This window comes from Pseudomonas putida (assembly GCF_030159595.1).
GTDB classification, from domain to species: Bacteria; Pseudomonadota; Gammaproteobacteria; order Pseudomonadales; family Pseudomonadaceae; genus Aquipseudomonas; species Aquipseudomonas putida_AC.
Genome location: NZ_BSKJ01000001.1, coordinates 134812 through 157584 on the forward strand (window position 1 = coordinate 134812; position 22773 = coordinate 157584).

Consider the following 22773-nt stretch of genomic DNA (forward strand, 5'->3'; position numbering starts at 1 on the left):
CGCGATGGGCTGGCAATGCAGCCCCGGCAATCTCGAGCCATCTAGACAGTCACCACCGCCTCGCACCCAACCAGGAAATTCACCGAGTTGGCAATAAAGCACTCATGGTGCGCATCCTCATGCAAACGCAAGGCAACCTCCCGGTCCGAGCCCGCACTGATGGTCACCTGCGGGCGCAGCAGTACTTGAGTGAAGCGCCCCTTGCCCTGTGCATCGCCCTCCACCATACGCCCCAGTGGCCTGTCGACGTACGCCAGCACATTCACCCCGTTCACCGCACACAGGTGCAGGTACCAGAGCTTGTGGCAGGCCGACAACGATGCCACCAACATGTCTTCCGGGTTCCAGCGTTGCGGGTCACCGCGGAAGGCCGGGTCTGCCGATCCGGCCAGGGCAGGCTTGCCGGGGGCTTCAACGTTGAAGTCGCGTGCATAGGCGGTATAGCTGGAAGTGCCATCGCCCTTGTTGCCGGTCCAGGTCACTTGCACTTCGTACTGGTGTTCTTTCATCTGTCCTCCTTGAACGCATGAGCCCATTGCGGGTAACGCCGACTATAGCGCTTCCTGCGTCCTGCCTATAAGATGCGATAAATTCTCATTAACTTCTGGTCCCGCCCGTGCCCGCATCCCACACCAGCAAGCTGGGTCTGTTTTTCAGCGATCACCACCGCTGGTTACTGCGGCATGTGCAACGGCACCTGAGCAACCGCCCAGACGCCGAAGACACGGCTGCCGAAACGTTTTGCCAGCTACTTGCCGCCCGGGTCGACCCGGCGTCCATCGAGCAGCCGCGAGCCTACCTCTCGACCATTGCCCGACGGCTGATCTCCGACCGCCTCCGCCGCCGACGCCTGGAGCAGGCCTATCTGGAGCGGCTGATGCTGCTGCCCGAGGCGCTGGCGCCCTCGCCGGAAGACACCCACCTGCTGCTGGAAGCCCTGCACGCCATCGACCGTAGCCTGGCAGGGTTGCCACTGGTGGTGAAAAAGGCTTTTCTCATGAGCCAGCTCGACGGCCTGACCTACGCGGACATCGGCCGACGCCTGGATGTGTCCGAACGAACGGTCGGCCGCTATATGACTCAGGCCTTGCGCCAGTGCTACCTGAGTGGGGCGCAATCATGAGTCGCCATGCACTGAGCCCAGCCGCCGAACAGGCCATTGCCTGGATGGTGCGCCTGCGCTCCGGGCGTGACGATGCCCGGCAACAGGTACTGTTCCAGCAGTGGTTGGGGCATGACCCGGCCAACGCCCATGCCTGGGAGCAATTGCAGCGCGGCCTGGGTGGGCACTTCGAGGTGGTGCGCCGAGCCCCCGGCAGCTTGCGTGATACCTTGCTGCAACCGGAGGTGGGCCGTCGCGATGTGCTACGCGCACTGGCCGGGTTTGCTCTGCTGGGTGGCGGCCTGTGGTTCGCTGCGCGTAGCGACACCGGCCAGGCATTGACTGCCGACTTGCGTACCGGCACTGGTGAGCGCCGCAGTTTCACGCTGGCTGACGGGAGCCAGCTGACGCTGAACGCTGGCAGTGCTGTCGACCTCGCCTTCTCAGGCAGTCGTCGTTTGTTACGCGTTCACAGGGGAGGGCTGGTGGTGCAGGTGGCGGCAGACCCTGCCCGGCCGTTTATCGTGCGCAGTGACCAAGGTGATGTACGCGCCTTGGGCACGCGTTTTCTGGTCGAGCAACTGGGGGATGCCACCCGCGTGGTGGTGCTGGAGCATGCCGTGCGTGTCTCGTTGCCCAGGGGTGCCAAACTGGACCTGGGGGAGGGCCAGGCGGCATTGCTGCATGCGCAGCGCATCGAGCCGCTGGCCGCCGGCCAGGCCTACCGTGCCGACTGGGTGCAGGGCCATCTCAGCGTGCTGGACGAGCCCTTGGCTTCGGTTATAGAAGCCTTGCGCCCCTATCGGTCGGGGTTTATTCGCGTCAGCCCGCAAGTGCGCCATTTACGCGTGCAGGGCGTGTTCCCGCTGGATGACAGCGAGCGCACCTTGGCTGCCCTTGAAGAGACCATGCCGATACGCGTCGAGCGCTATGGCCCCTGGATGACCCTGATCGAAGCGCGCTGATGAGGGTTTGCATTAGACGCAGGGTTTACTTTTGAATGAAAATTTTTATCATTCGTGTCCGGTTTTTTTCGCTCGTCCCACCTCTCTCCTGACAACAGCAAAAATTCAGGAGTATCCACGTGTTCAAACCCTGGCCCCTTGCCCTCGCCATTGCCCTGGCCACCACACCCACGGCCCTCGTCCGGGCGGAAGGTTCCACGCAGCAACAGCTGCTGCGTTTCGACCTGCCAGTCGCCAGCCTGGCGCAAACCCTCAATGCCATCGCCCGCCAGGGTGGGCAGGTAATGTCGCTGGACCCCGCCCTGGTCGTCGGCAAACAGGCACCGGCCATCGAGGGGGAGATGAGCGCTTTGCAGGCCGTGCAACAGGCGCTGGCGGGCAGTGGTCTGCAGCTGATCGTCACCGGCAGTGGCACCTTCAGTGTGGTGCCGGCGGTCGACGCCAAAGGTGCGCTGGAGCTGGGGGCCACCAATATCAACAGCGTGGGCCTGGGCGAAACCACCGAGGGTTCAGGCTCGTACACCACTGGCGCCGTGACCATCGGCAAAACCCCTCAGTCGCTGCGACGCACCCCTCAGTCTGTGACCGTGGTCACGCGTAAACTGATGGACGACAAGAACCTGGTGTCACTGGACCAAGTGATGGCCCAGACCACAGGTATCACCCGCGCCAACCGTGGTTATGGCAACCACCACTTCAGCTCCCGAGGCTTCGACATCACCGACGACAGTTACATGGTCGACGGTGTGGCCGGGCAGGCTTATGCCTACACCGGCTGGATGATCCCCGACATGGCGGTGTTCGACCGCGTCGAAGTGCTGCGTGGTGCATCGGGCCTGCTGGTGGGGGCCGGCAACCCCGGGGGCGCGGTGAACCTGGTGCGTAAGCGCCCGACTGTTGAACCACGTTTGTCCGTGACCACCCGCGCGGGCTCCTGGGACAACTATCGGCTCGACCTGGATGCCAGCGGCAGGCTGAACCCGCAAGGTTCCTTGCGCGGCCGCGTGGTGGCGTCTTACGAGGACCGTGGTTACTTCACCGATGTCAGCAAGTCCAAGCGGCCTTTGCTGTACGGCATTGTCGAGGGCGACCTGAGCGATGCCACCACCGTGGCCTTGGGCCTGCGCCGGCAAACCTCTCGGATCGATGGCTACAGTGTGCTGGGCCTGCCGAACAACCCTGATGGCAGCAACCCGCACCTCAAGCGTTCCACCTTTCTGGGCCAGGACTGGGCCACGCTGCAAACCCGCACCGATGAGGTGTTCGCCGACCTGAACCACCGCTTCAACGATAACTGGAGTGGCAAACTGGCGCTGTCGCACTCCGAAAGCCGTTACAACCGCAGTGCCATCGAGTGGAGTGCAGAGGACACGCTGGAATACGGCAGCCCCACCGGCCCGATGATCAACGACACCAGCTTTCACAAGTTCGATGTCACCGCCAACGCGGTGGACGGCCACCTGGACGGCGAGTTCGAAGCCTTTGGCCTGAGCCATCAGCTGTCGCTGGGGGCCAACTGGTCCAGGCGCAAGATGAATGACAAGGACGCCACGGTAAAGCTCGACAGCCCCATCCCGCTCAATGTATTCGACCCGGACCACAGCATTGTCCCCGAGCCTTCGCGGCAAGGCTGGGACTACAAGGAAGATACCTTCGATACCCGTTACGGCACCTACCTCAATGCCCGTCTGCACATGACCGAGGACCTGAGCCTGGTGCTGGGTGGGCGCCTGAGCTGGTACAAGACCGAGGCCTGGAGCGGCGGGCTGAAAAGCACCAACGAACAGACGCATGAGTTCACGCCTTTTGTCGGTGCCCTATACGACCTGGACAACAACTGGTCGCTGTACGCCAGCTACGCCGACATCTTCATGCCACAGGCCAGCTACCGCAGTGCCGGCGGCAAGATGCTCGACCCCGCCATCGGTTCCAACTACGAAACCGGCATCAAAGGCGAATTGTTCGACAAGCGTCTGAACCTGTCCTTTGCGTTGTTCTACATCGAGCAGAAGGACGTTGCCGCGCGTGACTACGAGAACGACGGCAACTGCCCGACCGACGTTGCCGGCCGTTGCTATGTGAACAGCGATGGCATCAGCCGTAGCAAGGGCTTCGAGGCGGAGGCCAGCGGTGAGTTGCTGCCAGGCCTGCAAGTGGCAGCAGGTTACACCTTCAACACTACGCAGTCGGAGACGGGTGGGCCGATCTCGGCGCAAACGCCCAAGCACCTGTTGCGGGTGAATACCCACTACACCCTGCCGGGGGAGTGGAATCGCTTCAGTGTCGGCGGTGGTGTGTCGGCCCAGTCCCACTATTACGATGCTTACAATGGCGTCAGCAACAGCGGCCGGGCCGTGTTCGATGCGCGGGCGGCGTACAAGCTGGACCAGCACTGGACGGTGGGTGTGGATGTGGAGAACCTGCTGGACCGCAAGTACTTCGACTCGACCGGCTATTGGACGCGCGGGACCACCTACGGCATGCCGCGCAGCTACATGCTGAGCTTGCGCGGGGACTTCTAAGGCCTGGCCCCACAGCCATTCGTTGCTCTTGTGGGCACAGTCTGTCTGTAGGGGCCTTTGCCGCGTAGCGTCAAAACAGACCTTGTTTGGACACCATCAGCCACACGATCACGAACATCCCGGCAAAACCTGCCACCCCCATCCACAGCCAGGGACGGTAATACCTGTGCCAGTTCGCAGGTAATGCCATGTTGCTGGCGGCGGCTTGTTCGGCAAGGCGTTGCATGCGTTTTTGCAGGACCAGCACAGGCAGCCACAACAGGCCCACGGCAACAAATATGATGAGTGCATCATGTAGCCAGGGCAGGGTAGGAGGCATACCCGTCAAGTGCAGCATGCCCAGGCCGCTGGCCAGCTGCAGCACACCGGCCGGGGTGGTGATCCAGGTGTCGAAACGCACCACTTGCCTGGCCACTTGGGCGATTACGGCCGGGTGGCGGGTACGTTGGGCTGCGATCAGGTACAGGTACGAGCCCATGCCGAAGCCGAACAGGAACACCGCCGCGATGATGTGCAGGTACTTGAGGTAGAAATAGCTCACGGCTGGCCCTGATGGCGCACGTCCAGGTGTATGTCCTGTGGCGCGTCAATCGCGGCCAGGTACTCGTCCACGCTGATCTCGCCAACGCAAGGGCGCGCCCCGGCTGCCGGTCGGTAGCCGTTCATCATCTTCAGGGCCAAGGCTACCGAGGCACAGCTGGGGATTTCCGGGCCCTTGTTGCGTCGAGCGGTAAGCTGGATGTTCAAGTGCCGTGGCTGGTCGTTGTGGTCGACACCACTTGCCTCGATGTACAGCGCGCTGAGGCCGTCACCAAAGCGCTCGCAGGCGCTGCCCAGACGGTGCAAGCGCTTGGCCCAAGGCGTTGGGTCGCCGATCAGGCCGACGCGGCGCGCCAAGGCCAGGGCTGCATTCGCCAGGGCACCGGGCATCAGGCCCGGGCCGGCCTTGAACACCAGGTCGGTGGCGCCGTAGCGCTCGCCGAACAGGTCCATGTCTGGTACATCGACATTGGCTAGCCAGCGCCAGCCCAGGCCCGGCAGGTTGCGCCGTTGCAGGCCGAGCCAGCCCGCCACTGCGTATGGCTTGCCATTGCGCCGTTGCAGGATCGGTTTGCCGGCATAGGCCAGCACGCCTTCCACGGTCGCCAGACCAGGCATTTTCGCCGAAGACGAGATGCCGTGTTCGATACGATCAATGCGTTTGAAGGGCGCGCGGTTTTCGTCGAGTAGCGCTGCCGCGAGGCTGGGCACCGAGCTACAACCGCTGAGCACCGCCACGCCAGCCGTTTTGGCTGCTTGGTCGAGCACATGAATGCCGTTGACGAAGGTGCGGCAGTCGGCAAGATCGCAGTAATGCACACCTGCTGCGATGCAGTGTTCGGCAACCTGGTAGGGTTGGCCCTGGAAAGGCCCGCCCGTGTGTATCAGCAAGTCCACCTGCAGTTCTCGCAAGGTGTCGGCAAAGCCCGCACCTTGTGCATCTGTGCATACGGTTTGCAGTGGCAGATGCTCGGCCAGGGCATCAAGGCGTGTGCGATCACGACCTGTAGCGATCACTTCGATACCGGCGGCCCCGGCGAGGTGCCGGCAGATGATCGAGCCAAAATTGCCGTAGCCACCGACTACCAGAACCCTGAATGACATTGCTCATCCCTTTTCAATGAAGGGGGATTCTAGGGAGGGGCGGGCAAACTGAGCAAGTATCGGTGCCGGCTGCAGCCTGAACTCACACTGCAGCAGCTGCGAGGCCCAGAAAACAAAACCCCTTGAAGCGCAAGCCTCAAGGGGTTTGTGGTTACAACAGGCTAGCGCTTAGACGTTGAAGCGGAAGTGCATCACGTCACCGTCCTTGACGATGTAATCCTTGCCTTCCAAACGCCATTTACCCGCTTCCTTGGCACCGCTCTCACCCTTGAACTGGATGAAGTCGTCATAGGCCACCACTTCAGCGCGGATGAAGCCTTTTTCGAAGTCGGTGTGGATCACGCCCGCAGCCTGTGGTGCGGTGGCACCGACGCGTACGGTCCAGGCGCGTACTTCCTGCACGCCGGCAGTGAAGTAGGTCTGCAGGTTCAGCAGCTCGTAACCGGCGCGGATCACGCGGTTCAGGCCAGGCTCTTCCAGGCCCAGGGCCTCGAGGAACATGTCCTTCTCTTCACCGTCGTCCAGCTCGGCGATTTCTGCTTCGATCTTGTTGCACACCGGCACTACCACCGCGCCTTCTTCCTCGGCGATGGCCTTGACCACGTCCAGGTGCGGGTTGTTGTCGAAGCCGTCTTCGGCGACGTTGGCGATGTACATCACCGGCTTGCTGGTCAGCAGGTGGAAGCCACGGATGACGGCTTTTTCGTCGTCAGCCATGTGCTTCATCAGGCTGCGTGCAGGCTTGCCTTCGGTGAAGTGCGGGATCAGCTTTTCCAGAATGGCCTTTTGCGCCAAGGCATCCTTGTCGCCGCCCTTGGCGTTGCGGGCTACTTTCTGCAACTGCTTTTCGCAGCTGTCGAGGTCGGCGAAGATCAGTTCGAGGTCGATGATCTCGATGTCACGCTTGGGGTCGACGCTGTTGGAAACGTGGATCACGTTCTCGTCTTCGAAGCAGCGCACCACATGGGCAATGGCGTCGGTCTCGCGGATGTTGGCGAGGAACTTGTTGCCCAGGCCTTCGCCTTTCGAAGCACCGGCAACCAGGCCGGCGATATCGACGAATTCCATGGTGGTCGGCAGGATGCGGTTTGGCTTGACGATTTCAGCCAGCGCAGCCAGACGAGCGTCGGGCATCGGCACGATGCCGCTGTTTGGCTCGATGGTGCAGAAAGGGAAGTTCTCCGCCGCGATGCCAGACTTGGTCAGGGCGTTGAACAGGGTGGACTTGCCGACGTTGGGCAGGCCGACGATGCCGCAATTGAAACCCATGGGTATTCCCCTCTCTAAAGGAAATCAGGCCTTCTGGCTGTGCAGCTCGCGCATCGCCTTGGCGAAGTCGCCGGCAAGTACATCTGGCAGCACGCCGAGGGCAAAATCGATGCTGGCGTCGAGCTTCTCCTGCTCGGCGCGCGGCGCGCGGCCCAGGACGAAGTTGGAGACCAGTTTGGCGTCGCCCGGGTGGCCGATGCCAAGCCGCAGGCGGTGGAAGTCGTTCTGATTGCCGAGCTGCGCGATGATGTCGCGCAGGCCGTTGTGCCCACCATGGCCGCCGCCGCGCTTGAGCTTGGCAACGCCGGGAGGCAGGTCGAGTTCGTCGTGTGCCACCAGGATCGCTTCCGGCTTGATGCGGAAGAAATTGGCCAAGGCCGCCACGGACTGGCCGCTACGGTTCATGTAGGTGGTGGGGATCAACAAACGAACGTCGTTGCCCTGATGGCTGAACTTAGCCGTCAGGCCAAAATACTTTTTGTCAGCGGCGAGCGAAACACGCTGGGCGCTGGCAATGCGTTCAACGAAAAGAGCCCCTGCGTTATGCCGGGTCTGTTCGTATTCGGGGCCGGGGTTACCCAGGCCAACGATCAACTGGATGGCGGTCACGTCAGGGGCTCTTCCTTGGTGTTGGTGGGTTACAGTGCGCGCGGCACTGTAACCCGATCAACGCCGGCGTGCGAGTGGATTACTCGGCAGCGCCTTCTGCTTCTGGAGCAACGCGTGGAGCGTGAACGTTGGCAACAGCTTTGTCATCACCGTGGGCCAGAGCGACGAACTCTACGCCTTTCGGAGCTTTCAGGTCCGACAGGTGGATGATGGTGCCGACTTCGGCGTTGGCCAGGTCAACTTCGATGAACTCAGGCAGGTCTTTGGCTTCGCAGGAAACTTCGATCTCGGAAATAACGTGGGAGATCTCGCCGCCTTTCTTGACCGGTGCTTCTTCGTTGATGAAGTGCACTGGAACAACAGCGGTCAGTTTCTGGCCAGCAACAACGCGAACGAAGTCGGCGTGCATGATGAACTGCTTGGCTGGGTGGCGCTGCATGGCCTTGATGATGACGTTTTGTTTAACGCCGTCAACGTTCAGCTCGATAACGTGGCTGAAGGCAGCTTCGTTTTCGAACAGCTTGGTGATTTCCTTGGCCACGATGGTCAGGGATTGGGCTTCTTTATCGCCACCGTAAACTACGGCAGGGATGCTGGCGGCGTGACGCAGGCGGCGGCTCGCACCTTTCCCCAGGTCAGTACGCGCTTGGGCGTTCAGAATGAAATCAGTCATTTTGTTTCTCCAAAATAGCCCCCCGAGGGCGTTTGCGACCAGCGCCAACGGGGATGGCAAAAAAGCCCCGCCCCAACACATGCTGGGGCGGGGCGCTTCACATCAACACATGTTCCGCTTAGCGGAACATCGCGCTGATCGATTCTTCATTGCTGATGCGGCGTACCGCTTCAGCGACAACCGGTGCGATATCCAGCTGGCGGATACGGTCACAGGCTTGAGCAGCGGCGGACAGTGGAACGGTGTTGGTCACCACCAGCTCGTCCAGTACCGACTTCTCGATGTTCTCGATCGCGCGGCCCGACAGGACAGGGTGCGTGCAGTAGGCATAAACCTTGGCAGCGCCGTGCTCTTTCAGGGCTTTGGCCGCATGGCACAGGGTGCCGGCGGTGTCGACCATGTCGTCTACCAGGATGCAAGTGCGCCCTTCGACGTCGCCGATGATGTGCATAACCTCGGAGTGGTTAGCCTTTTCACGGCGTTTGTCGATGATACCCAGATCGACGCCCAGGGACTTGGCAACGGCACGTGCGCGCACGACACCACCAATGTCCGGGGAGACGATCATCAGGTTCTCGAAACGCTGGTCTTCGATGTCATCGACAAGAACGGGCGAGCCGTAGATGTTGTCGACCGGGATATCGAAGAAGCCTTGGATCTGGTCAGCGTGCAGGTCGACGGTGAGAACACGGTCGATACCCACGACAGTGAGCATGTCAGCGACGACTTTGGCGCTGATGGCTACACGTGCCGAACGCGGACGGCGGTCCTGGCGGGCATATCCGAAGTATGGAATCACGGCGGTGATTCGGGATGCTGAGGAGCGGCGGAAGGCGTCGGCCATCACTACCAGTTCCATCAGGTTATCGTTGGTCGGGGCACAGGTCGGCTGAATAATGAAAACGTCTTTACCGCGAACATTTTCATTGATCTCAGTGCTGATTTCACCGTCGGAGAATTTACCGACAGAGACGTCACCGAGAGGGATATGCAGCTGACGTACGACACGCCGAGCCAGATCGGGGTTAGCGTTCCCCGTAAAGACCATCATCTTGGACACGCGCAGTACCTGAAGGCTGAGGGTATACCTGGATGAGTATAAGGAAAATGGCAGGGGCGGCTGGATTCGAACCAACGCATGGCAGGATCAAAACCTGCTGCCTTACCGCTTGGCGACGCCCCTGTATCTGTTGCTGCGAACGCTTATGCGCTCGACTTCTTGACCAGACTTTGCAGCTTGCGATGCAACATCGAAACATTGCTTCCTTTCGCCACAAACCCTGTTTGGGTCGCTGAAAGAAGGGCCAGAACTTTATCAGCTTCGGCTTTGCTTGGGAAGGCCCCAAACACACAACTTCCAGTGCCGGTTAGTCGAGCCTCAGTGAATTTCCCCAGCGAATTCAACGCATTGCGAACTTCTGGGTAATTCTGCTCTACCACCGGTTGGCAGTCATTTCGACTGTTTCCCTTGGGAACGGGGCGCATCTTAAGGGGGAGTGAATCACGTGTCAACTGTGGATGTGAAAAAATTTCTACTGTGCTGACAGACACTTGCGGCACCAGCACGACATACCACGGCTCTTCCGGGTCAACGGGGGTCAACTGCTCACCCACACCCTGGGCGAACGCTGCATGGCCACGCACGAATACCGGCACATCGGCGCCCAGGCTCAGGCCCAGTGCGGCCAGGCGGTCTTCGTCCCAGTCCAGCTGCCAGAGGTGGGCCAGGGCCAGCAGGGTGGTGGCGGCGTCCGAGCTGCCACCACCGATGCCGCCACCCATGGGCAGCACTTTGGTCAGCCAGATGTCGGCGCCGAGCGGGGTGCCGGATTGCTCCTGCAACTTGCGGGCGGCGCGCACGATCAGGTTGCTGTCGTGCGGTACGGCTTCTATCTCGGTGTGCAGGCGGATTACGCCATCGTCACGCAGGGCGAAACTCAGTTCGTCGCCATGCTCGAGAAACTGGAACACGGTTTCCAGCTCGTGGTAACCATCTGGGCGGCGGCCGATGATGTGCAGCCACAGGTTGAGCTTGGCCGGGGCGGGCAGGGTGAGCTTTTGCATGTGATCAGTGCCCCAGCTGGCGTGGCTGCCAGTCCTTGACCACCAAGGTCACGTCCAGGTCCTTGCCGTGCAGTTTCAGGCGCTCGGGCAACCAGTAGCCGTTCTGTTCGGTATAGCTCAGGTACTGCACCTGCCAGCCATCCTGGTCGAGGCTGGCCAGGCGGCTGTCACCGTCGAGGGTCAGCTTGCTCTTGCTGTCGGGGGCGGGCAGGCCGCGCACCCACCACACCAAGTGCGACACTGGCAGTTGCCAGCCAAGCTGTTCTTCCAGCAGGGCTTCGGGGCTGGTGGCTTCGTAGCGGCCCTGGTTGGCTACTTCCAGTACCACGCCACCCGGGCGGCCAGTCAGGCGTGCGGCGCCACGGCCCAGCGGGCCGGCCAGGCGAATGTCGTAGTAGTCCTGGCGTTGCAGCCAGAACAGCGTGCCGCTGCCGGAGTCGCGCGGGGCGCGGATGCCGACTTTGCCGTTGATCTGCCAGCCATCGAGGCTGCTCAGTTGCTCTTTATGGGCGCGCCACTGTTGCGGGTTGCCGTGGCCCTGCAGGGCCTCGCGGCTACCGAAACCGGCACAACCGGCCAGCAGGGCGATGAGGGTGAAGGTGATGCAATGGCGCAGGAACATGGCGTTAAAGGGTCTCGGATCCGGTCAGGCGCAGGACGGTCTTGCGCAGGATGGGGCTGTCGGCCTGGGCTTCGAAGCCCTTGGCCCACACCTGGCGGGCTTCGCGGCGCTTGCCGTTGGCCCACAGCACTTCGCCCAGGTGGGCGGCCACTTCGTGGTCTGGGAAGCTGGCAAAGGCCTGGCGCAGGTAGGTTTCAGCCTCGTCGAGGTTGCCCAGGCGATAACTGACCCAACCCAGGCTGTCGAGTACCGCCGGATCGTCCGGAGTCAGCTGGTGCGCCTTGTCGATCAGTGCCTTGGCTTCGCTGTAGCGGGTAGTGCGGTCGGCCAGGGTGTAGCCCAGGGCGTTCAGGGCCATGGCGTTTTCTGGTTCGCGGGCGATGATGGCGCGCAGGTCCTTTTCCATCTGCGCCAGGTCGTCGCGTTTTTCGGCCAGCATGGCGCGGGTGTACAGCAGGTTGAGGTCGTCGGGGTAACGCTGGATGGCTTGTTGCAGCACCTGGTTGGCCTGGGCGTCCTTGTTGTTGTTGCTGTAGCTTTCCGATTCGATCAGGTACAGCTGGATGGCGAGGTCCGGCTGGGCTTCGCGGGCATCGGCGAGCAGGCGCGAGGCCTCGGTGCCGCGGCCGTTGGCAATCAGGATATCGGCCTGGCGCAGTTGCGCTGGCAGGTAGTCGGGGCCGGGCCCGACCAGGGCGTATTCCCGCAGGGCGCCTGCGGGGTCGTGGCGCTCTTCACGGATGCGGCCCAGGTTCAGGTGCGCGGCGTCGACGTTGCTGTCACGCTCGACCAACTCCTGCAGGTAGCCTTCGGCTTCATCCCAGTCCTTGTTCTCCAGGCACACCAGTGCCAGGGAGTAACGCAGCTCGTCATCATCCGGGTATTGCTGGACCAGGCTGAGGAACTCGCCCTTGGCATCGGCGATGCGGTCCTGTTCTACCAGGGTGCGGGCGTAGGTCAGGCGCAGGCGCTTGTCATCCGGGTTGTCGCGGATTGCGCCGCGCAGCAGTGGCAGTGCCTCCGGGCCACGGTCCAGGGCCTGCAGCAGGCGGGCGCGCAGCAAGATCGGGGCGACTTCGCCGTCTTGTGGCGGGTGCGACTCGAGCAGTTCCAGAGCTTCTTCGGCCTTACCGTCCTGGTTCAGCAACAGCGCCTTGCCGAACACCAGTTGCCCGTTGTTCGGGTATTTCACCAGTAGGCGCTCGAAGCTTTGCAGCAGGCCGTCGCGGGTGCTCTGGTCGGTTTCGGCAGCGGATAGGGCAAGGAAGTCGAAGTGGGTGTCACCCTGGCCCTGCAGCACCTTTTCCATGTAGACCATGGAGTCGTCATAGCGGCCGGCCCGGGCCAGCTGGATGGCGGCGGCGCGCTGGGCGTCGAGGTTTTGCGGGTCGTTGCGGGCCCAGACCAGCGCGTTGTCCAGTGACGGCTCGTCGGCGCCGAGGTATTCGGCGATGCGGTAGGCGCGCTCGGAAACCGCGGGGTCCTGGGTTTTTGCTGCCTGGTCGGTGTAGTTGGCCAGGGCGATGTCGAAGCGGTTGCGCTGGCCGGCCAGCTCCGCCACCAACAGGCTGTACAGCGTGTCTTGCTTGAACGAGCCATACACCACGGGCTTTTGGGCCTCGTCTTTGCCCGCTTCGGCGACGGGAGGCTCGGCCTTTTGCGGGGCCAGGCTCTGGCAGCCCTGGAGCAGGGCGAAGGCAAGCAGCAGTGCGTATGGTTTGTTCATAGAAAGGCTTATTGGAGGACTCACCGGCGGTCGGAGCATGATGACACAAGCGCGGTGGCAAACCCACCTGCGAAGCATTTGGTTAACTGCGACCATGGCAGGGCAGTGCGGGTTCCAATCAGGCATGGCCATCACGACAATAGCGAACGGTGGTTGTCCAAAAACCTGCGAAAGAGGACAATTATCGGCTTCCCGTCACAACCAGCGACCTTGCATGGCCTTTCTTGCACTTGGTATCAACCATAAGACTGCCTCGGTAGACGTACGCGAGCGCGTGGCGTTTACCCCAGAGCAGCTGGTAGACGCCCTGCAGCAGCTCTGCCGACTGACATCCAGCCGCGAAGCGGCGATCCTGTCGACCTGCAACCGCAGCGAGCTCTATATAGAGCAGGACCACCTGTCCGCCGATGCCGTGCTGCAATGGCTGGCCGACTATCACCGCCTCAGTCTGGACGAGCTGCGCGCCAGCGCCTATGTGCACGAAGAGCATGACGCCGTGAAGCACATGATGCGGGTGGCTTCGGGCCTGGACTCGCTGGTGCTCGGTGAGCCGCAGATCCTGGGCCAGATGAAGTCCGCCTACGCCGTGGCGCGTGAGGCCGGCACCGTCGGCCCGCTGCTCGGGCGCTTGTTCCAGGCCACCTTCAGCGCTGCCAAGCAGGTGCGCACCGACACCGCCATCGGCGAAAACCCGGTTTCGGTGGCGTTTGCCGCGGTCAGCCTGGCCAAGCAGATCTTCGCCGACCTGGGCCGCAGCCAGGCCTTGTTGATCGGCGCCGGCGAAACCATCACCCTGGTTGCACGCCACCTGCACGAGCAGGGCGTACGCCGTATTGTCGTGGCCAACCGCACCCTGGAACGGGCCAGTATCCTGGCTGAACAGTTCGGTGCGCATGCCGTGCTGCTGGCCGACATCCCTCAGGAGCTGGCCAACAGCGACATCGTCATCAGCTCCACCGCCAGCCAGCTGCCGATCCTGGGCAAGGGCGCGGTCGAGAGTGCACTGAAACAGCGTCGGCACAAGCCGATCTTCATGGTCGATATCGCCGTGCCGCGAGACATCGAACCTGAAGTCGGCGAACTGGACGACGTCTACCTGTACACTGTCGATGACCTGCATGACGTGGTGGCGGAAAACCTCAAGAGCCGCCAGGGCGCAGCCCAGGCCGCCGAAGAGCTGGTGTCGGTGGGCGCCGAAGACTTCATGCTGCGCCTGCGCGAGTTGGCCGCAGTCGATGTGCTCAAGGCCTACCGCCAGCAAAGCGAGCGCCTGCGCGACGAAGAACTGCAAAAGGCCCAGCGCCTGCTGGCTAACGGCGGCAACCCCGAAGACGTGCTTGCCCAACTGGCCCGGGGCCTGACCAACAAACTCCTGCATGCGCCCAGCGTGCAGCTGAAAAAGCTCTCGGCCGAGGGCCGCCTCGATGCGCTGGCCATGGCCCAGGAACTCTTTGCCCTCAACGAGGGCTCCACGGACAAATCCCCGCAATGAAAGCGTCGCTGCTGAACAAACTGGAAATCCTCCAGGACCGCTTCGAAGAACTCACCGCCCTGCTCGGTGATGCCGAGGTCATTTCCGACCAGACACGCTTTCGCGCCTATTCGCGTGAATACGCCGAGGTCGAGCCGGTCTACGCTGCTTATAAAGAGTGGCGCAAAGTGCAGGACGACCTCGAAGGCGCCCAGGCGCTGCTCAAGGACAGCGACCCGGACCTGCGCGAAATGGCCGTGGAAGAAGTGCGTGAAGCCAAGGAGCAACTGCTGGTGCTAGAGGCGCAGCTGCAACGCATGCTGTTGCCCAAAGACCCCAACGACGGCCGCAACGTGTTCCTCGAAATCCGTGCGGGTACAGGTGGCGACGAGGCGGCGATCTTCTCCGGCGACCTGTTCCGCATGTATTCGCGTTACGCTGAAAAACGCGGCTGGCGCCTGGAAATCTTGTCCGAGAACGAAGGCGAGCACGGCGGCTACAAGGAAATCATCGCCCGTGTCGAGGGCGAGAACGTTTACGGCAAGCTCAAGTTCGAGTCTGGCGCACACCGCGTCCAGCGCGTGCCCGAGACCGAGTCCCAAGGCCGCGTGCATACCTCCGCGTGCACGGTGGCGGTGCTGCCCGAGCCGGACGAACAGGCAGCCATCGAAATCAACCCGGCCGACCTGCGCGTAGACACCTACCGTGCATCCGGCGCCGGTGGCCAGCATGTGAACAAGACCGACTCGGCAATCCGCATCACTCACTTGCCCACCGGCATCGTGGTCGAATGCCAGGAAGAGCGCTCGCAGCACAAGAACCGGGCTCGCGCCATGTCCTGGCTGTCGGCCAAGCTCAACGACATGCAGACCAGCGCAGCACAGAATGCCATTGCCAGCGAGCGCAAGCTGCTGGTCGGCTCTGGTGATCGCTCCGAGCGCATCCGCACCTACAATTATCCACAGGGCCGGGTGACCGATCACCGCATCAACCTGACCTTGTATTCGCTGGACGACATCCTCAGCGGTGGCGTGGACGCAGTGATCGAACCGCTGCTGGCCGAATACCAGGCCGATCAACTGGCCGCCCTGGGGGACTGATGACCATCATCGCCAGCTTGCTGCGCAACGCGCAGCTGCCCGAATCGCCCACCGAGCGGCTGGATGCCGAGCTGCTGCTGGCCGCTGCCATCGGCAAGTCGCGCAGCTACCTGCACACCTGGCCCGAGCGTATCGTCAGCAGCGAAGATGCCGAGACCTACGCCGGCTACCTGCAGCGCCGACGTGGCGGCGAGCCGGTGGCCTACATCCTCGGGCAGCAGGGTTTCTGGACGATCGACCTGGAAGTGGCGCCGCATACCTTGATCCCGCGCCCGGATACCGAGTTGTTGGTCGAAACTGCCCTCGAACTGCAACCTGCCTCGCCAGCCAAGGTCCTCGACCTGGGCACCGGTACCGGCGCGATTGCCCTGGCCCTGGCCAGCGATCGCCCGGCCTGGCAGGTGACTGCGGTTGATCGGGTAGAAGAAGCCGCTGCCCTGGCTGAGCGTAACCGACAGCGCCTGGGCCTGGCGAACGCCCAGGTGCGGGTAAGCCACTGGTTCGACAGCCTGGTCGGCGAGCGTTTCGACCTGATTGTCAGTAACCCGCCCTACATCGCGGCTGCAGATCCGCACCTGGTGGCCGGTGACGTGCGCTTCGAGCCCAGCAGTGCGCTGGTCGCCGGCGCCGATGGCCTGGACGACCTGCGCGTGATCGCCGCCCAGGCCCCTTCGCACCTGTCGCCGGGTGGCTGGTTGCTGCTGGAGCATGGCTACGATCAGGCCGCAGCGGTACGTGCCTTGCTGGCTGAACAGGGCTTTATCGAGGTCGCCAGCCGCACCGACCTGGGCGGCCATGAACGGATTACGCTGGGGCGCCTGCCATGCTGAGTGATGAGGAACTGTTGCGTTACAGCCGGCAGGTACTGCTGGCCCAGATCGACATCGACGGCCAACTGCGGCTCAAGCGGAGCAAGGCGCTGATCGTCGGGCTCGGTGGCCTGGGTTCGCCGGTTGCCCTTTACCTGGCGGCTGCCGGGGTGGGGGAGTTGCACCTGGCCGACTTCGACACCGTCGACCTGACCAACTTGCAGCGCCAGGTGATCCACGACAGTGCCAGCGTTGGCATGAGCAAGGTCGACTCGGCCTTGCAGCGCCTGGAGGCGATCAACCCGGAAATCAGCCTGGTTGCCCACCGCCAGGCCCTGGACGAGGACTCGCTGGCTGCCGCCGTGGCGGCGGTCGACCTGGTGCTGGATTGCTCCGACAACTTCGGTACCCGCGAGGCGGTAAACGCCGCGTGTGTCGCGGCTGGGAAGCCGCTGGTGAGCGGTGCGGCGATCCGCCTGGAAGGGCAGCTGTCGGTGTTCGACCCTCGGCGTGACTACAGCCCTTGCTACCACTGCCTGTATGGGCATGGCAGCGAAGCCGAGCTCACTTGCAGCGAAGCCGGTGTGATCGGCCCGTTGGTGGGGTTGGTAGGCAGCTTGCAGGCGCTGGAAGCGATGAAGCTGCTGGCCGGGTTCGGCGAGCCGCTGGTCGGCCGCCTGCTGTTGATCGATGCTCTCGGCACGCGCATCCGCGAATTGCGGGTCAAGCGCGACCCGGCCTGTGCAGTCTGCGGCAAGCGCGATGGCTGAGCGTTCGGCGCCGATCGGCGTAATGGACTCCGGGGTTGGCGGCTTGTCGGTGCTCGCCGAGATCCAGCGGTTGCTGCCCAATGAGACGCTGCTGTATGTGGGCGATTGCGGCCACATACCCTACGGCGAGAAGTCGCCAGATTATATCCGGGAGCGTCTCCGGCGCATTGCTGCGTTCTTCCATGAACAGGGCGCCAAGGCCATGGTACTGGCCTGCAATACCGCCACGGTGGCGGCGGTGGCCGACCTGCGCGAGTTGTACCCGACCTGGCCGCTGGTGGGCATGGAGCCGGCGGTGAAGCCCGCTGCCGCCGCCACGCGCTCGGGCGTGGTCGGTGTGCTGGCCACTACCGGCACCCTGCAAAGCGCCAAGTTCGCCGCCTTGCTCGACCGTTTTGCCAATGACGTACAGGTCATCACCCAACCTTGCCCGGGGCTGGTCGAGTTGATCGAGGCCGGCGACCTGGCCAGCCCGGCAATGCGCCAGTTGTTGCAAGGTTATGTGCAGCCGTTGCTGGCCGCTGGCTGCGACACGCTGATCCTGGGCTGCACCCATTACCCCTTCCTGCGCCCGTTGCTGGCCGGCATGGTGCCAGCCGATGTGGCCATCATCGACACCGGCGCCGCGGTGGCGCGCCAGTTGCAGCGGCTGCTGGGCGCGAATGACCTGCTGGCCGATGGGCCGGCCCGGGATACCCGCTTCTGGACCAGTGCCGATCCGCAATCTCTCAGAAAAATCCTACCTTTGCTGTGGCATAAGTCCGGCAGTGTGCAAAGCTTTGCGTTGTGAAAAAAACGTGAAAACCAGCTGAACTATCGTTCCACTGCCGCTTTCTACCGCTTTGCCTGACATGAGGCGGACACTAATAACAGCAAAGAAGGATGTTGCTCATGAAAAAGCTGCTCGGCTTGGTGGCGACTGCTGCCTTTACCCTGGGGCAAGTACTGGCGGCGCAAGCTGCGGACGTTTCTTTTTCGGTGGGGCAGACCGGCGATTCGACCATGGTCTACCGGCTGGGGCTGCAATCGAACTGGGATACAAGCTGGTGGCAAACCCGTGTCGGTCGCCTGACCGGCTATTGGGATGGGGCCTACACCTACTGGGATGGTGACAAGACGGCGAGCAACCACAGCCTGTCGTTTGCACCGGTGTTCGTTTATGAGTTTGCCGGGGAGTCGGTGAAGCCCTACATCGAAGCCGGGATCGGTGTGGCGGCGTTCTCCAGCACCGAGCTGGAAAGCAACGAGCTGGGCTCGGCATTCCAGTTCGAAGACCGCATCGGCTTTGGCTTGCGCTTTGCCGGCGGGCATGAGATCGGGGTGCGGGCGATTCACTACTCCAACGCGGGTATCAAAGAGCCCAACGATGGAGTAGAGAGTTACAGCCTGCATTACCGGATGGCGCTGTAGGCGCACACATCAACCGGCTAGCTGTGTGGTAGCGGCCACAGACTGCTCAGGTCGAGTGTCTCCAGCACCAGCTCTGGCTCCCGCTGCGGCCATCGCCGCAGCAGCTCTTCTGCCGCGCTCTGCGGTGTCCACGCCTCCGGTATCGCTTGCGCCGCAGTCACTGGCGTCTTCAGCGACTGTGGGCTCACCACCGTAAGGTCTACCCCTTGGCCTTTCAGCGTTGTGCGCTGTTCTCGCACCCACTGCGGCATGTTGTTCCAGCCAGCGCTCCGTTGGGTTGGGGCATACAGCTGCAGCGCCGAGTAACGGTTGAAAATGGCCATCATTTGCGGTGATTCACCTTTCAACAGCAAAGGCAGCGCATTGGCGAGGCAATGCTCACCCGCCACCTGGTTGCGGGTGACAATCGCCTCGAACACATCGCTGACCGGCTGTTTGTCATCCAGGTAGTCGCTGGTACCGGCGTTGAGGATCAGGCCATCCAGCGAGCACCAGGCATGGCATATTTGCTGGCACGCATCCGCCGCTTGTCCATCGGCATGCAACTGCCAAGGCAGGTGCAAGAAGCGCCGACCATGCCGCGCAGCCACGGTGTTCAGTTCATCGCTTTCCTTTCCACTGGCGGCAACGCGATGGCCCTGTTCAAGCAAGCGTTCCACCAACGCCAGACCTAATCCGTTGCTGGCGCCTGTAACCCAATAACTGCGTGAGTTAGTCAAGACGTTGTGCCCTCTAATTCTGCCGACGTGGTAGCCCCTTGAAGGCTTCCAGTGCACGCTGGCGACTGCTGCTGAGATTCACCATGGGACAGTGATACAAATTATTATCAAAAAGATCTCGAAATTTCACGGGCTCATGGATGGTTTTATCATCCAAGTCTCGTAATTCCGGCAGCCAGTGCCGAATGAACCGCCCCTGCGGGTCGAAACGCTGCGACTGCGAAATCGGGTTGAAGAGGCGGAAATAGGGCACTGCGTCGGTACCGGTGGACGCGCTCCACTGCCAGCCGCCGTTGTTCGCCGCCAGGTCACCGTCTATCAGGTGGCGCATGAAGTGTCGCTCGCCCTTGCGCCAGTCGATCAGCAGGTTTTTGCTAAGAAACATGGCCACAACCATGCGCAGGCGGTTGTGCATCCACCCTGTGTGCAGCAACTGGCGCATGGCAGCGTCGATGATCGGGAAGCCGGTACGGCCCTGTTCCCAGGCTTCGAGGTCTGCCGGCGCATCGCGCCATGGCAGGGCTTCGGTTTGGGCGCGGAAGGCGCGGTGGCGTGAGACCTGTGGGTAACCGGTCAGGATGTGCTTGTAAAACTCGCGCCAGAGCAGCTCGTTGATCCAGGTTTGCACGCCGGCGCTGCCGCTGTCGAACTCGCCCCGGTTGCTGGCCAGTGCACCGTGCAGGCATTGGCGCGGCGAGATTACGCCAGCGGCCAGGTAGGCCGAAAGCTGGCTGGTACCGGGTTTGGCTGGCAGGTCACGCAGTTGCTGGTAGTCATCGATGGTTTCGTCGAGAAAGCGAGACAATCGGCCCTGCGCTTCGGTCTCACCCGCCGGCCAATGTTCTCGCAAGGCGCGCTCGGGCTTTTCAAAACCCTCCACGAGCGGCGGTATCGGGTCGCTCTGGACTGGCAGGGGCGCTTGAGCTTTAACCCGATGAGCCATGGCCGGCAGGCTGCGGTGCAGGTGTTCCAGGCAGGTTTTCTTGAACTGGCTGAAGACCTGGAAGTAGTCACCACTGCGGGTGAGGATGGTGCCCGGGCGGAAGAACAGCTGGTCGAGGTGGCCGTGTGCCTGAATGCCCGCCTTCTCCAGCAGGGCGCGGGTGGCATCGTCGCGGCGCTGCTCGTTGATGCCGTACTCGTCATTCCAGTGAACACTTGCCACCTGATGCTGGCGGCATACCTCAAGTATGGCTTGTGGTGCCTGGTCCCAGTTATCGATGGCACGGATCAGCAGGGGGATATTCAGGCCTTCCAGCGACTGGCGCAGGTCGTGCAGGTTGCGCAGCCAGAAGTCGACTTTGCAGGCAGCGTCGTCGTGGGCCTGCCACTGCCCGGGGCTTATCAGCCAGAGGGCGATGGTAGGGCCGCGTTCACTGGCGGCGCTGAGCGCGGTGTTGTCATTGATGCGCAGGTCGCTGCGCAGCCAGGTCAAGTGCATGGTGCAATGGTCTCTGCAGGCTGGCGGTCATGGGCTTGAAGCAAACGCAATGCCGCCTGAGGGGTGTCGAACAGGGCGAGGTTGGGCAGTTCGAGGGCATGTAGCTGCGCTTGATGCAGTGCCAGCGTTGGGCCACCAGCCAAGGTTGTCACGGGCAGGTTGTGCAGGGTGCGTTGCAGTGCCTTGGCATCGATGCGTGGCCCCAGGTGCAGAAGCACAACACGCGGCTCAAGCGTGCTTACCGCGCGTTGCAGGTGCGGGCCGGTGACAGGGTGTTCCAGCACCTCTACCGGGAAACCGTTGCTGGTGAACAGCCAGGCGCATAGCCATAAGCCGGGGCTGAACGCACGTTCACTGTCTTCCACCAGCAACACTGCAGGGCCCTGCAGCAACTGGTTGTCATGGTAGACGCGGGCGCCCAGTTTGCTGCGTAGCCAGCTGTGGAAAAACACCTGTTCCAGCTGAGCATTGAAGTAGCTACGCCAGCGCAGGTCGAGCAGGTCGAGCAGTGGCAGCAGCAATTGCTCGCACAGGGTAACGGCGGGGTACAGCGCCATTGCCTGGTTGAGCTGGTGGTCAAGGGCGCGCTGCGACAGGTTGGCGATAGCCTCGATCAGCTGAAGCTGCCGGGCCTGCCAGTCTCCTTTGGGCGCAGTGCTGGAGGGTTTGTCGAGCAGCTCGCGCACTTGCCCGACCGATGCACCACGCTGCAGCCAGCCAAGAATGGCCTCGACCCGGTCGACCTGTTCCAGCGGATACAGGCGATGCCCTTTCGCGGTGCGCTGTGGCTTGAGCAGGCCATATCGGCGTTCCCAAGCGCGCAGGGTGACCGGGTTGACGCCGGTGCGGCGGGCCAGTTCGCCGATGGGCAGCAAGCCCTCAGACCGCATTGCGCAAGCCCAGGCTTTCGGGGTGCGGCTGCAGGTAGGCTTGCTGTTGCAGGTAGGGATCGGGGTGCTTGCGTAAATGGTGTTTGAGCAGGGTCAGTGGCACCACCAGCGGCACCACGCCTTGCTGGTACTGGCCAATGATCGTCTGCAGCTCGGCTTTGTCCTGTTGCGTCAGGCTGTCCTTGAAATAGCCGCTGAGGTGCTGCAGCACGTTGCAATGGGTCCCGCGGCTGGCGCAGCGACGCAGCGCTTGCATCAGTTGGCTGAAGTAGCGCGGGCCGATGGTTTGTGGGTCGTCATCCCGGCTCATGCTACCCAGCAGGCGCCCCAAGGTGCGGTAGGCCTGGGGGTTGTTGGCCATCACCAGGTATTTGTAACGCGAGTGGAAGTGCACCAGCGCACCACGGCTAAGGCCTTCGGCCAGCAGGCGCTGCCAGTCGGCGTAGGCATACACACGGCTGATGAAGTTTTCTCGCAGCACGGGGTCATGCAGGCGGCCTTCCTCTTCCACCGGCAGGTCTGGGCGTTGCGTGCAGAAGGCCTGGGCATAGACACCGCGTCCACCCGGGAAGGCCGGATGACCGTTGTCCTGGTACACCTTGACCCGCTCCAGGCCGCAAGAAGGTGATTTCTGCATGAAGATGTAGCCGCAGATGTCGTCGAGCGCGTCGGCCATTTGTTCGCCGTAGGCGCGCAGCGGGCCAGTCAGGTCCATGCCGGGGTTACGGGTGCCGACCACTTCAGGGTGTTCGGGGTTGCCTACCAGGCGAATCGGGTCGCGCGGAATGCCGAGGCCGATCGCCACTTCCGGGCATACCGGCAGCCAGTCGAAGTGCTGTTCCAGCTGTGTACGGCACAGGTCGGAGGCCTTGTGGCCGCCGTTATAGCGCACGCTTTGGCCCGTCAGGCAGGCGCTGATGGCGATACGCGGCTTGCTGTGGACGGAAGGGTCGTGCATGGCTGTCTC

At 62.6% G+C, this 22773-nt stretch carries 23 protein-coding genes and 1 tRNA gene; 9 read left to right on the forward strand and 15 right to left on the reverse strand.

The genetic code is table 11. The features are described 5' to 3' along the window. Positions 1-41: 41 nt before the first annotated feature. Positions 42-509, reverse strand: a complete 468-nt coding sequence (locus tag QQL85_RS00660) for an OsmC family protein (protein ID WP_284356281.1) — start codon at positions 507-509, stop codon at positions 42-44. A 107-nt stretch (positions 510-616) separates the two neighbouring features. Here QQL85_RS00660 and QQL85_RS00665 point away from each other — a divergent pair, with 107 nt between their 5' ends. From QQL85_RS00665 to QQL85_RS00675, 3 genes are all read left to right on the forward strand, one after another. Next, positions 617-1123 carry a sigma-70 family RNA polymerase sigma factor gene (locus QQL85_RS00665; protein ID WP_284356280.1) on the forward strand — a complete coding sequence of 169 codons (507 nt, stop codon included), beginning with the start codon at positions 617-619 and terminating at the stop codon, positions 1121-1123. Next, complete coding sequence (locus QQL85_RS00670; RefSeq protein ID WP_284356279.1) at positions 1120-2067, forward strand: FecR domain-containing protein; 948 nt, start codon at positions 1120-1122, stop codon at positions 2065-2067. Before QQL85_RS00665 ends, QQL85_RS00670 begins: the two co-directional genes overlap by 4 nt. A gap of 119 nt (positions 2068-2186) precedes the next feature. Beyond that, a complete protein-coding gene (locus QQL85_RS00675) occupies positions 2187-4589 on the forward strand; it encodes a TonB-dependent siderophore receptor (RefSeq protein WP_284356278.1) in 2403 nt (800 codons plus the stop codon). A gap of 70 nt (positions 4590-4659) precedes the next feature. Here QQL85_RS00675 and QQL85_RS00680 read toward each other — a convergent pair whose 3' ends face one another. The 10 genes from QQL85_RS00680 to QQL85_RS00725 all read right to left on the reverse strand — a co-directional run bounded on the left by QQL85_RS00680 (position 4660) and on the right by QQL85_RS00725 (position 13196). Next, positions 4660-5130 carry a DUF2269 family protein gene (locus QQL85_RS00680; protein WP_284356277.1) on the reverse strand — a complete coding sequence of 157 codons (471 nt, stop codon included), beginning with the start codon at positions 5128-5130 and terminating at the stop codon, positions 4660-4662. Continuing rightward, complete coding sequence (locus QQL85_RS00685; protein WP_284356276.1) at positions 5127-6233, reverse strand: saccharopine dehydrogenase NADP-binding domain-containing protein; 1107 nt, start codon at positions 6231-6233, stop codon at positions 5127-5129. Before QQL85_RS00685 ends, QQL85_RS00680 begins: the two co-directional genes overlap by 4 nt. Positions 6234-6401: 168 nt before the next feature. Then, positions 6402-7502 carry a redox-regulated ATPase YchF gene (gene ychF / locus QQL85_RS00690; protein WP_145191716.1) on the reverse strand — a complete coding sequence of 367 codons (1101 nt, stop codon included), beginning with the start codon at positions 7500-7502 and terminating at the stop codon, positions 6402-6404. 24 nt (positions 7503-7526) lie between these two features. Next, positions 7527-8111 (reverse strand): aminoacyl-tRNA hydrolase, encoded by a 585-nt coding sequence (pth, locus tag QQL85_RS00695; RefSeq protein ID WP_028631692.1) that lies wholly within the window; start codon positions 8109-8111, stop codon positions 7527-7529. A 79-nt stretch (positions 8112-8190) separates the two neighbouring features. Next, complete coding sequence (locus QQL85_RS00700; protein ID WP_284356275.1) at positions 8191-8784, reverse strand: 50S ribosomal protein L25/general stress protein Ctc; 594 nt, start codon at positions 8782-8784, stop codon at positions 8191-8193. A 118-nt stretch (positions 8785-8902) separates the two neighbouring features. Further along, on the reverse strand, positions 8903-9844 hold the full coding sequence (locus QQL85_RS00705; protein ID WP_003247410.1) for a ribose-phosphate pyrophosphokinase: 942 nt from the start codon (positions 9842-9844) through the stop codon (positions 8903-8905). 48 nt (positions 9845-9892) lie between these two features. After that, positions 9893-9967: transfer RNA gene (locus QQL85_RS00710), tRNA-Gln, on the reverse strand. 20 nt (positions 9968-9987) lie between these two features. Continuing rightward, on the reverse strand, positions 9988-10848 hold the full coding sequence (ispE, locus tag QQL85_RS00715) for a 4-(cytidine 5'-diphospho)-2-C-methyl-D-erythritol kinase (protein ID WP_284356274.1): 861 nt from the start codon (positions 10846-10848) through the stop codon (positions 9988-9990). 4 nt (positions 10849-10852) lie between these two features. Next, a complete protein-coding gene (lolB, locus tag QQL85_RS00720) occupies positions 10853-11470 on the reverse strand; it encodes a lipoprotein insertase outer membrane protein LolB (RefSeq protein ID WP_016713311.1) in 618 nt (205 codons plus the stop codon). Positions 11471-11474: 4 nt separating this feature from the next. After that, on the reverse strand, positions 11475-13196 hold the full coding sequence (locus tag QQL85_RS00725) for a tetratricopeptide repeat protein (RefSeq protein WP_284356273.1): 1722 nt from the start codon (positions 13194-13196) through the stop codon (positions 11475-11477). A gap of 214 nt (positions 13197-13410) precedes the next feature. Here QQL85_RS00725 and hemA point away from each other — a divergent pair, with 214 nt between their 5' ends. The 6 genes from hemA to QQL85_RS00755 all read left to right on the forward strand — a co-directional run bounded on the left by hemA (position 13411) and on the right by QQL85_RS00755 (position 18756). Next, positions 13411-14688 (forward strand): glutamyl-tRNA reductase, encoded by a 1278-nt coding sequence (gene hemA, locus QQL85_RS00730; protein ID WP_284356272.1) that lies wholly within the window; start codon positions 13411-13413, stop codon positions 14686-14688. Continuing rightward, on the forward strand, positions 14685-15767 hold the full coding sequence (gene prfA / locus QQL85_RS00735; RefSeq protein WP_284356271.1) for a peptide chain release factor 1: 1083 nt from the start codon (positions 14685-14687) through the stop codon (positions 15765-15767). Before hemA ends, prfA begins: the two co-directional genes overlap by 4 nt. Continuing rightward, the gene (gene prmC, locus QQL85_RS00740) at positions 15767-16597 is read left to right on the forward strand and encodes a peptide chain release factor N(5)-glutamine methyltransferase (protein WP_284356270.1); all 831 of its coding nucleotides are present in this window, start codon (positions 15767-15769) and stop codon (positions 16595-16597) included. Before prfA ends, prmC begins: the two co-directional genes overlap by 1 nt. Further along, positions 16591-17346: a molybdopterin-synthase adenylyltransferase MoeB gene (locus tag QQL85_RS00745; protein WP_284356269.1), complete on the forward strand. Its 756-nt coding sequence runs from the start codon at positions 16591-16593 to the stop codon at positions 17344-17346. Before prmC ends, QQL85_RS00745 begins: the two co-directional genes overlap by 7 nt. Then, the gene (murI, locus tag QQL85_RS00750) at positions 17339-18136 is read left to right on the forward strand and encodes a glutamate racemase (RefSeq protein ID WP_105945624.1); all 798 of its coding nucleotides are present in this window, start codon (positions 17339-17341) and stop codon (positions 18134-18136) included. Before QQL85_RS00745 ends, murI begins: the two co-directional genes overlap by 8 nt. Before the next feature lie 101 nt (positions 18137-18237). Next, positions 18238-18756 carry an acyloxyacyl hydrolase gene (locus tag QQL85_RS00755; protein ID WP_284356268.1) on the forward strand — a complete coding sequence of 173 codons (519 nt, stop codon included), beginning with the start codon at positions 18238-18240 and terminating at the stop codon, positions 18754-18756. Between the two features lie 17 nt (positions 18757-18773). Here the strand turns inward: QQL85_RS00755 and QQL85_RS00760 are convergent, their stop codons facing one another. Genes QQL85_RS00760 through QQL85_RS00775 form a run of 4 tightly spaced genes read right to left on the reverse strand, consistent with a single transcriptional unit; the run spans position 18774 to position 22764 of the window. Then, positions 18774-19475 carry an SDR family oxidoreductase gene (locus tag QQL85_RS00760; RefSeq protein WP_284356267.1) on the reverse strand — a complete coding sequence of 234 codons (702 nt, stop codon included), beginning with the start codon at positions 19473-19475 and terminating at the stop codon, positions 18774-18776. A 13-nt stretch (positions 19476-19488) separates the two neighbouring features. Further along, positions 19489-20916 carry a deoxyribodipyrimidine photo-lyase gene (phrB, locus tag QQL85_RS00765; protein WP_284356266.1) on the reverse strand — a complete coding sequence of 476 codons (1428 nt, stop codon included), beginning with the start codon at positions 20914-20916 and terminating at the stop codon, positions 19489-19491. Further along, positions 20907-21806 (reverse strand): MerR family transcriptional regulator, encoded by a 900-nt coding sequence (locus QQL85_RS00770; RefSeq protein WP_284356265.1) that lies wholly within the window; start codon positions 21804-21806, stop codon positions 20907-20909. Before QQL85_RS00770 ends, phrB begins: the two co-directional genes overlap by 10 nt. After that, complete coding sequence (locus tag QQL85_RS00775) at positions 21796-22764, reverse strand: YbgA family protein (protein ID WP_284356264.1); 969 nt, start codon at positions 22762-22764, stop codon at positions 21796-21798. The genes QQL85_RS00770 and QQL85_RS00775 overlap by 11 nt, the downstream gene beginning before the upstream one ends. Positions 22765-22773 lie beyond the last annotated feature (9 nt).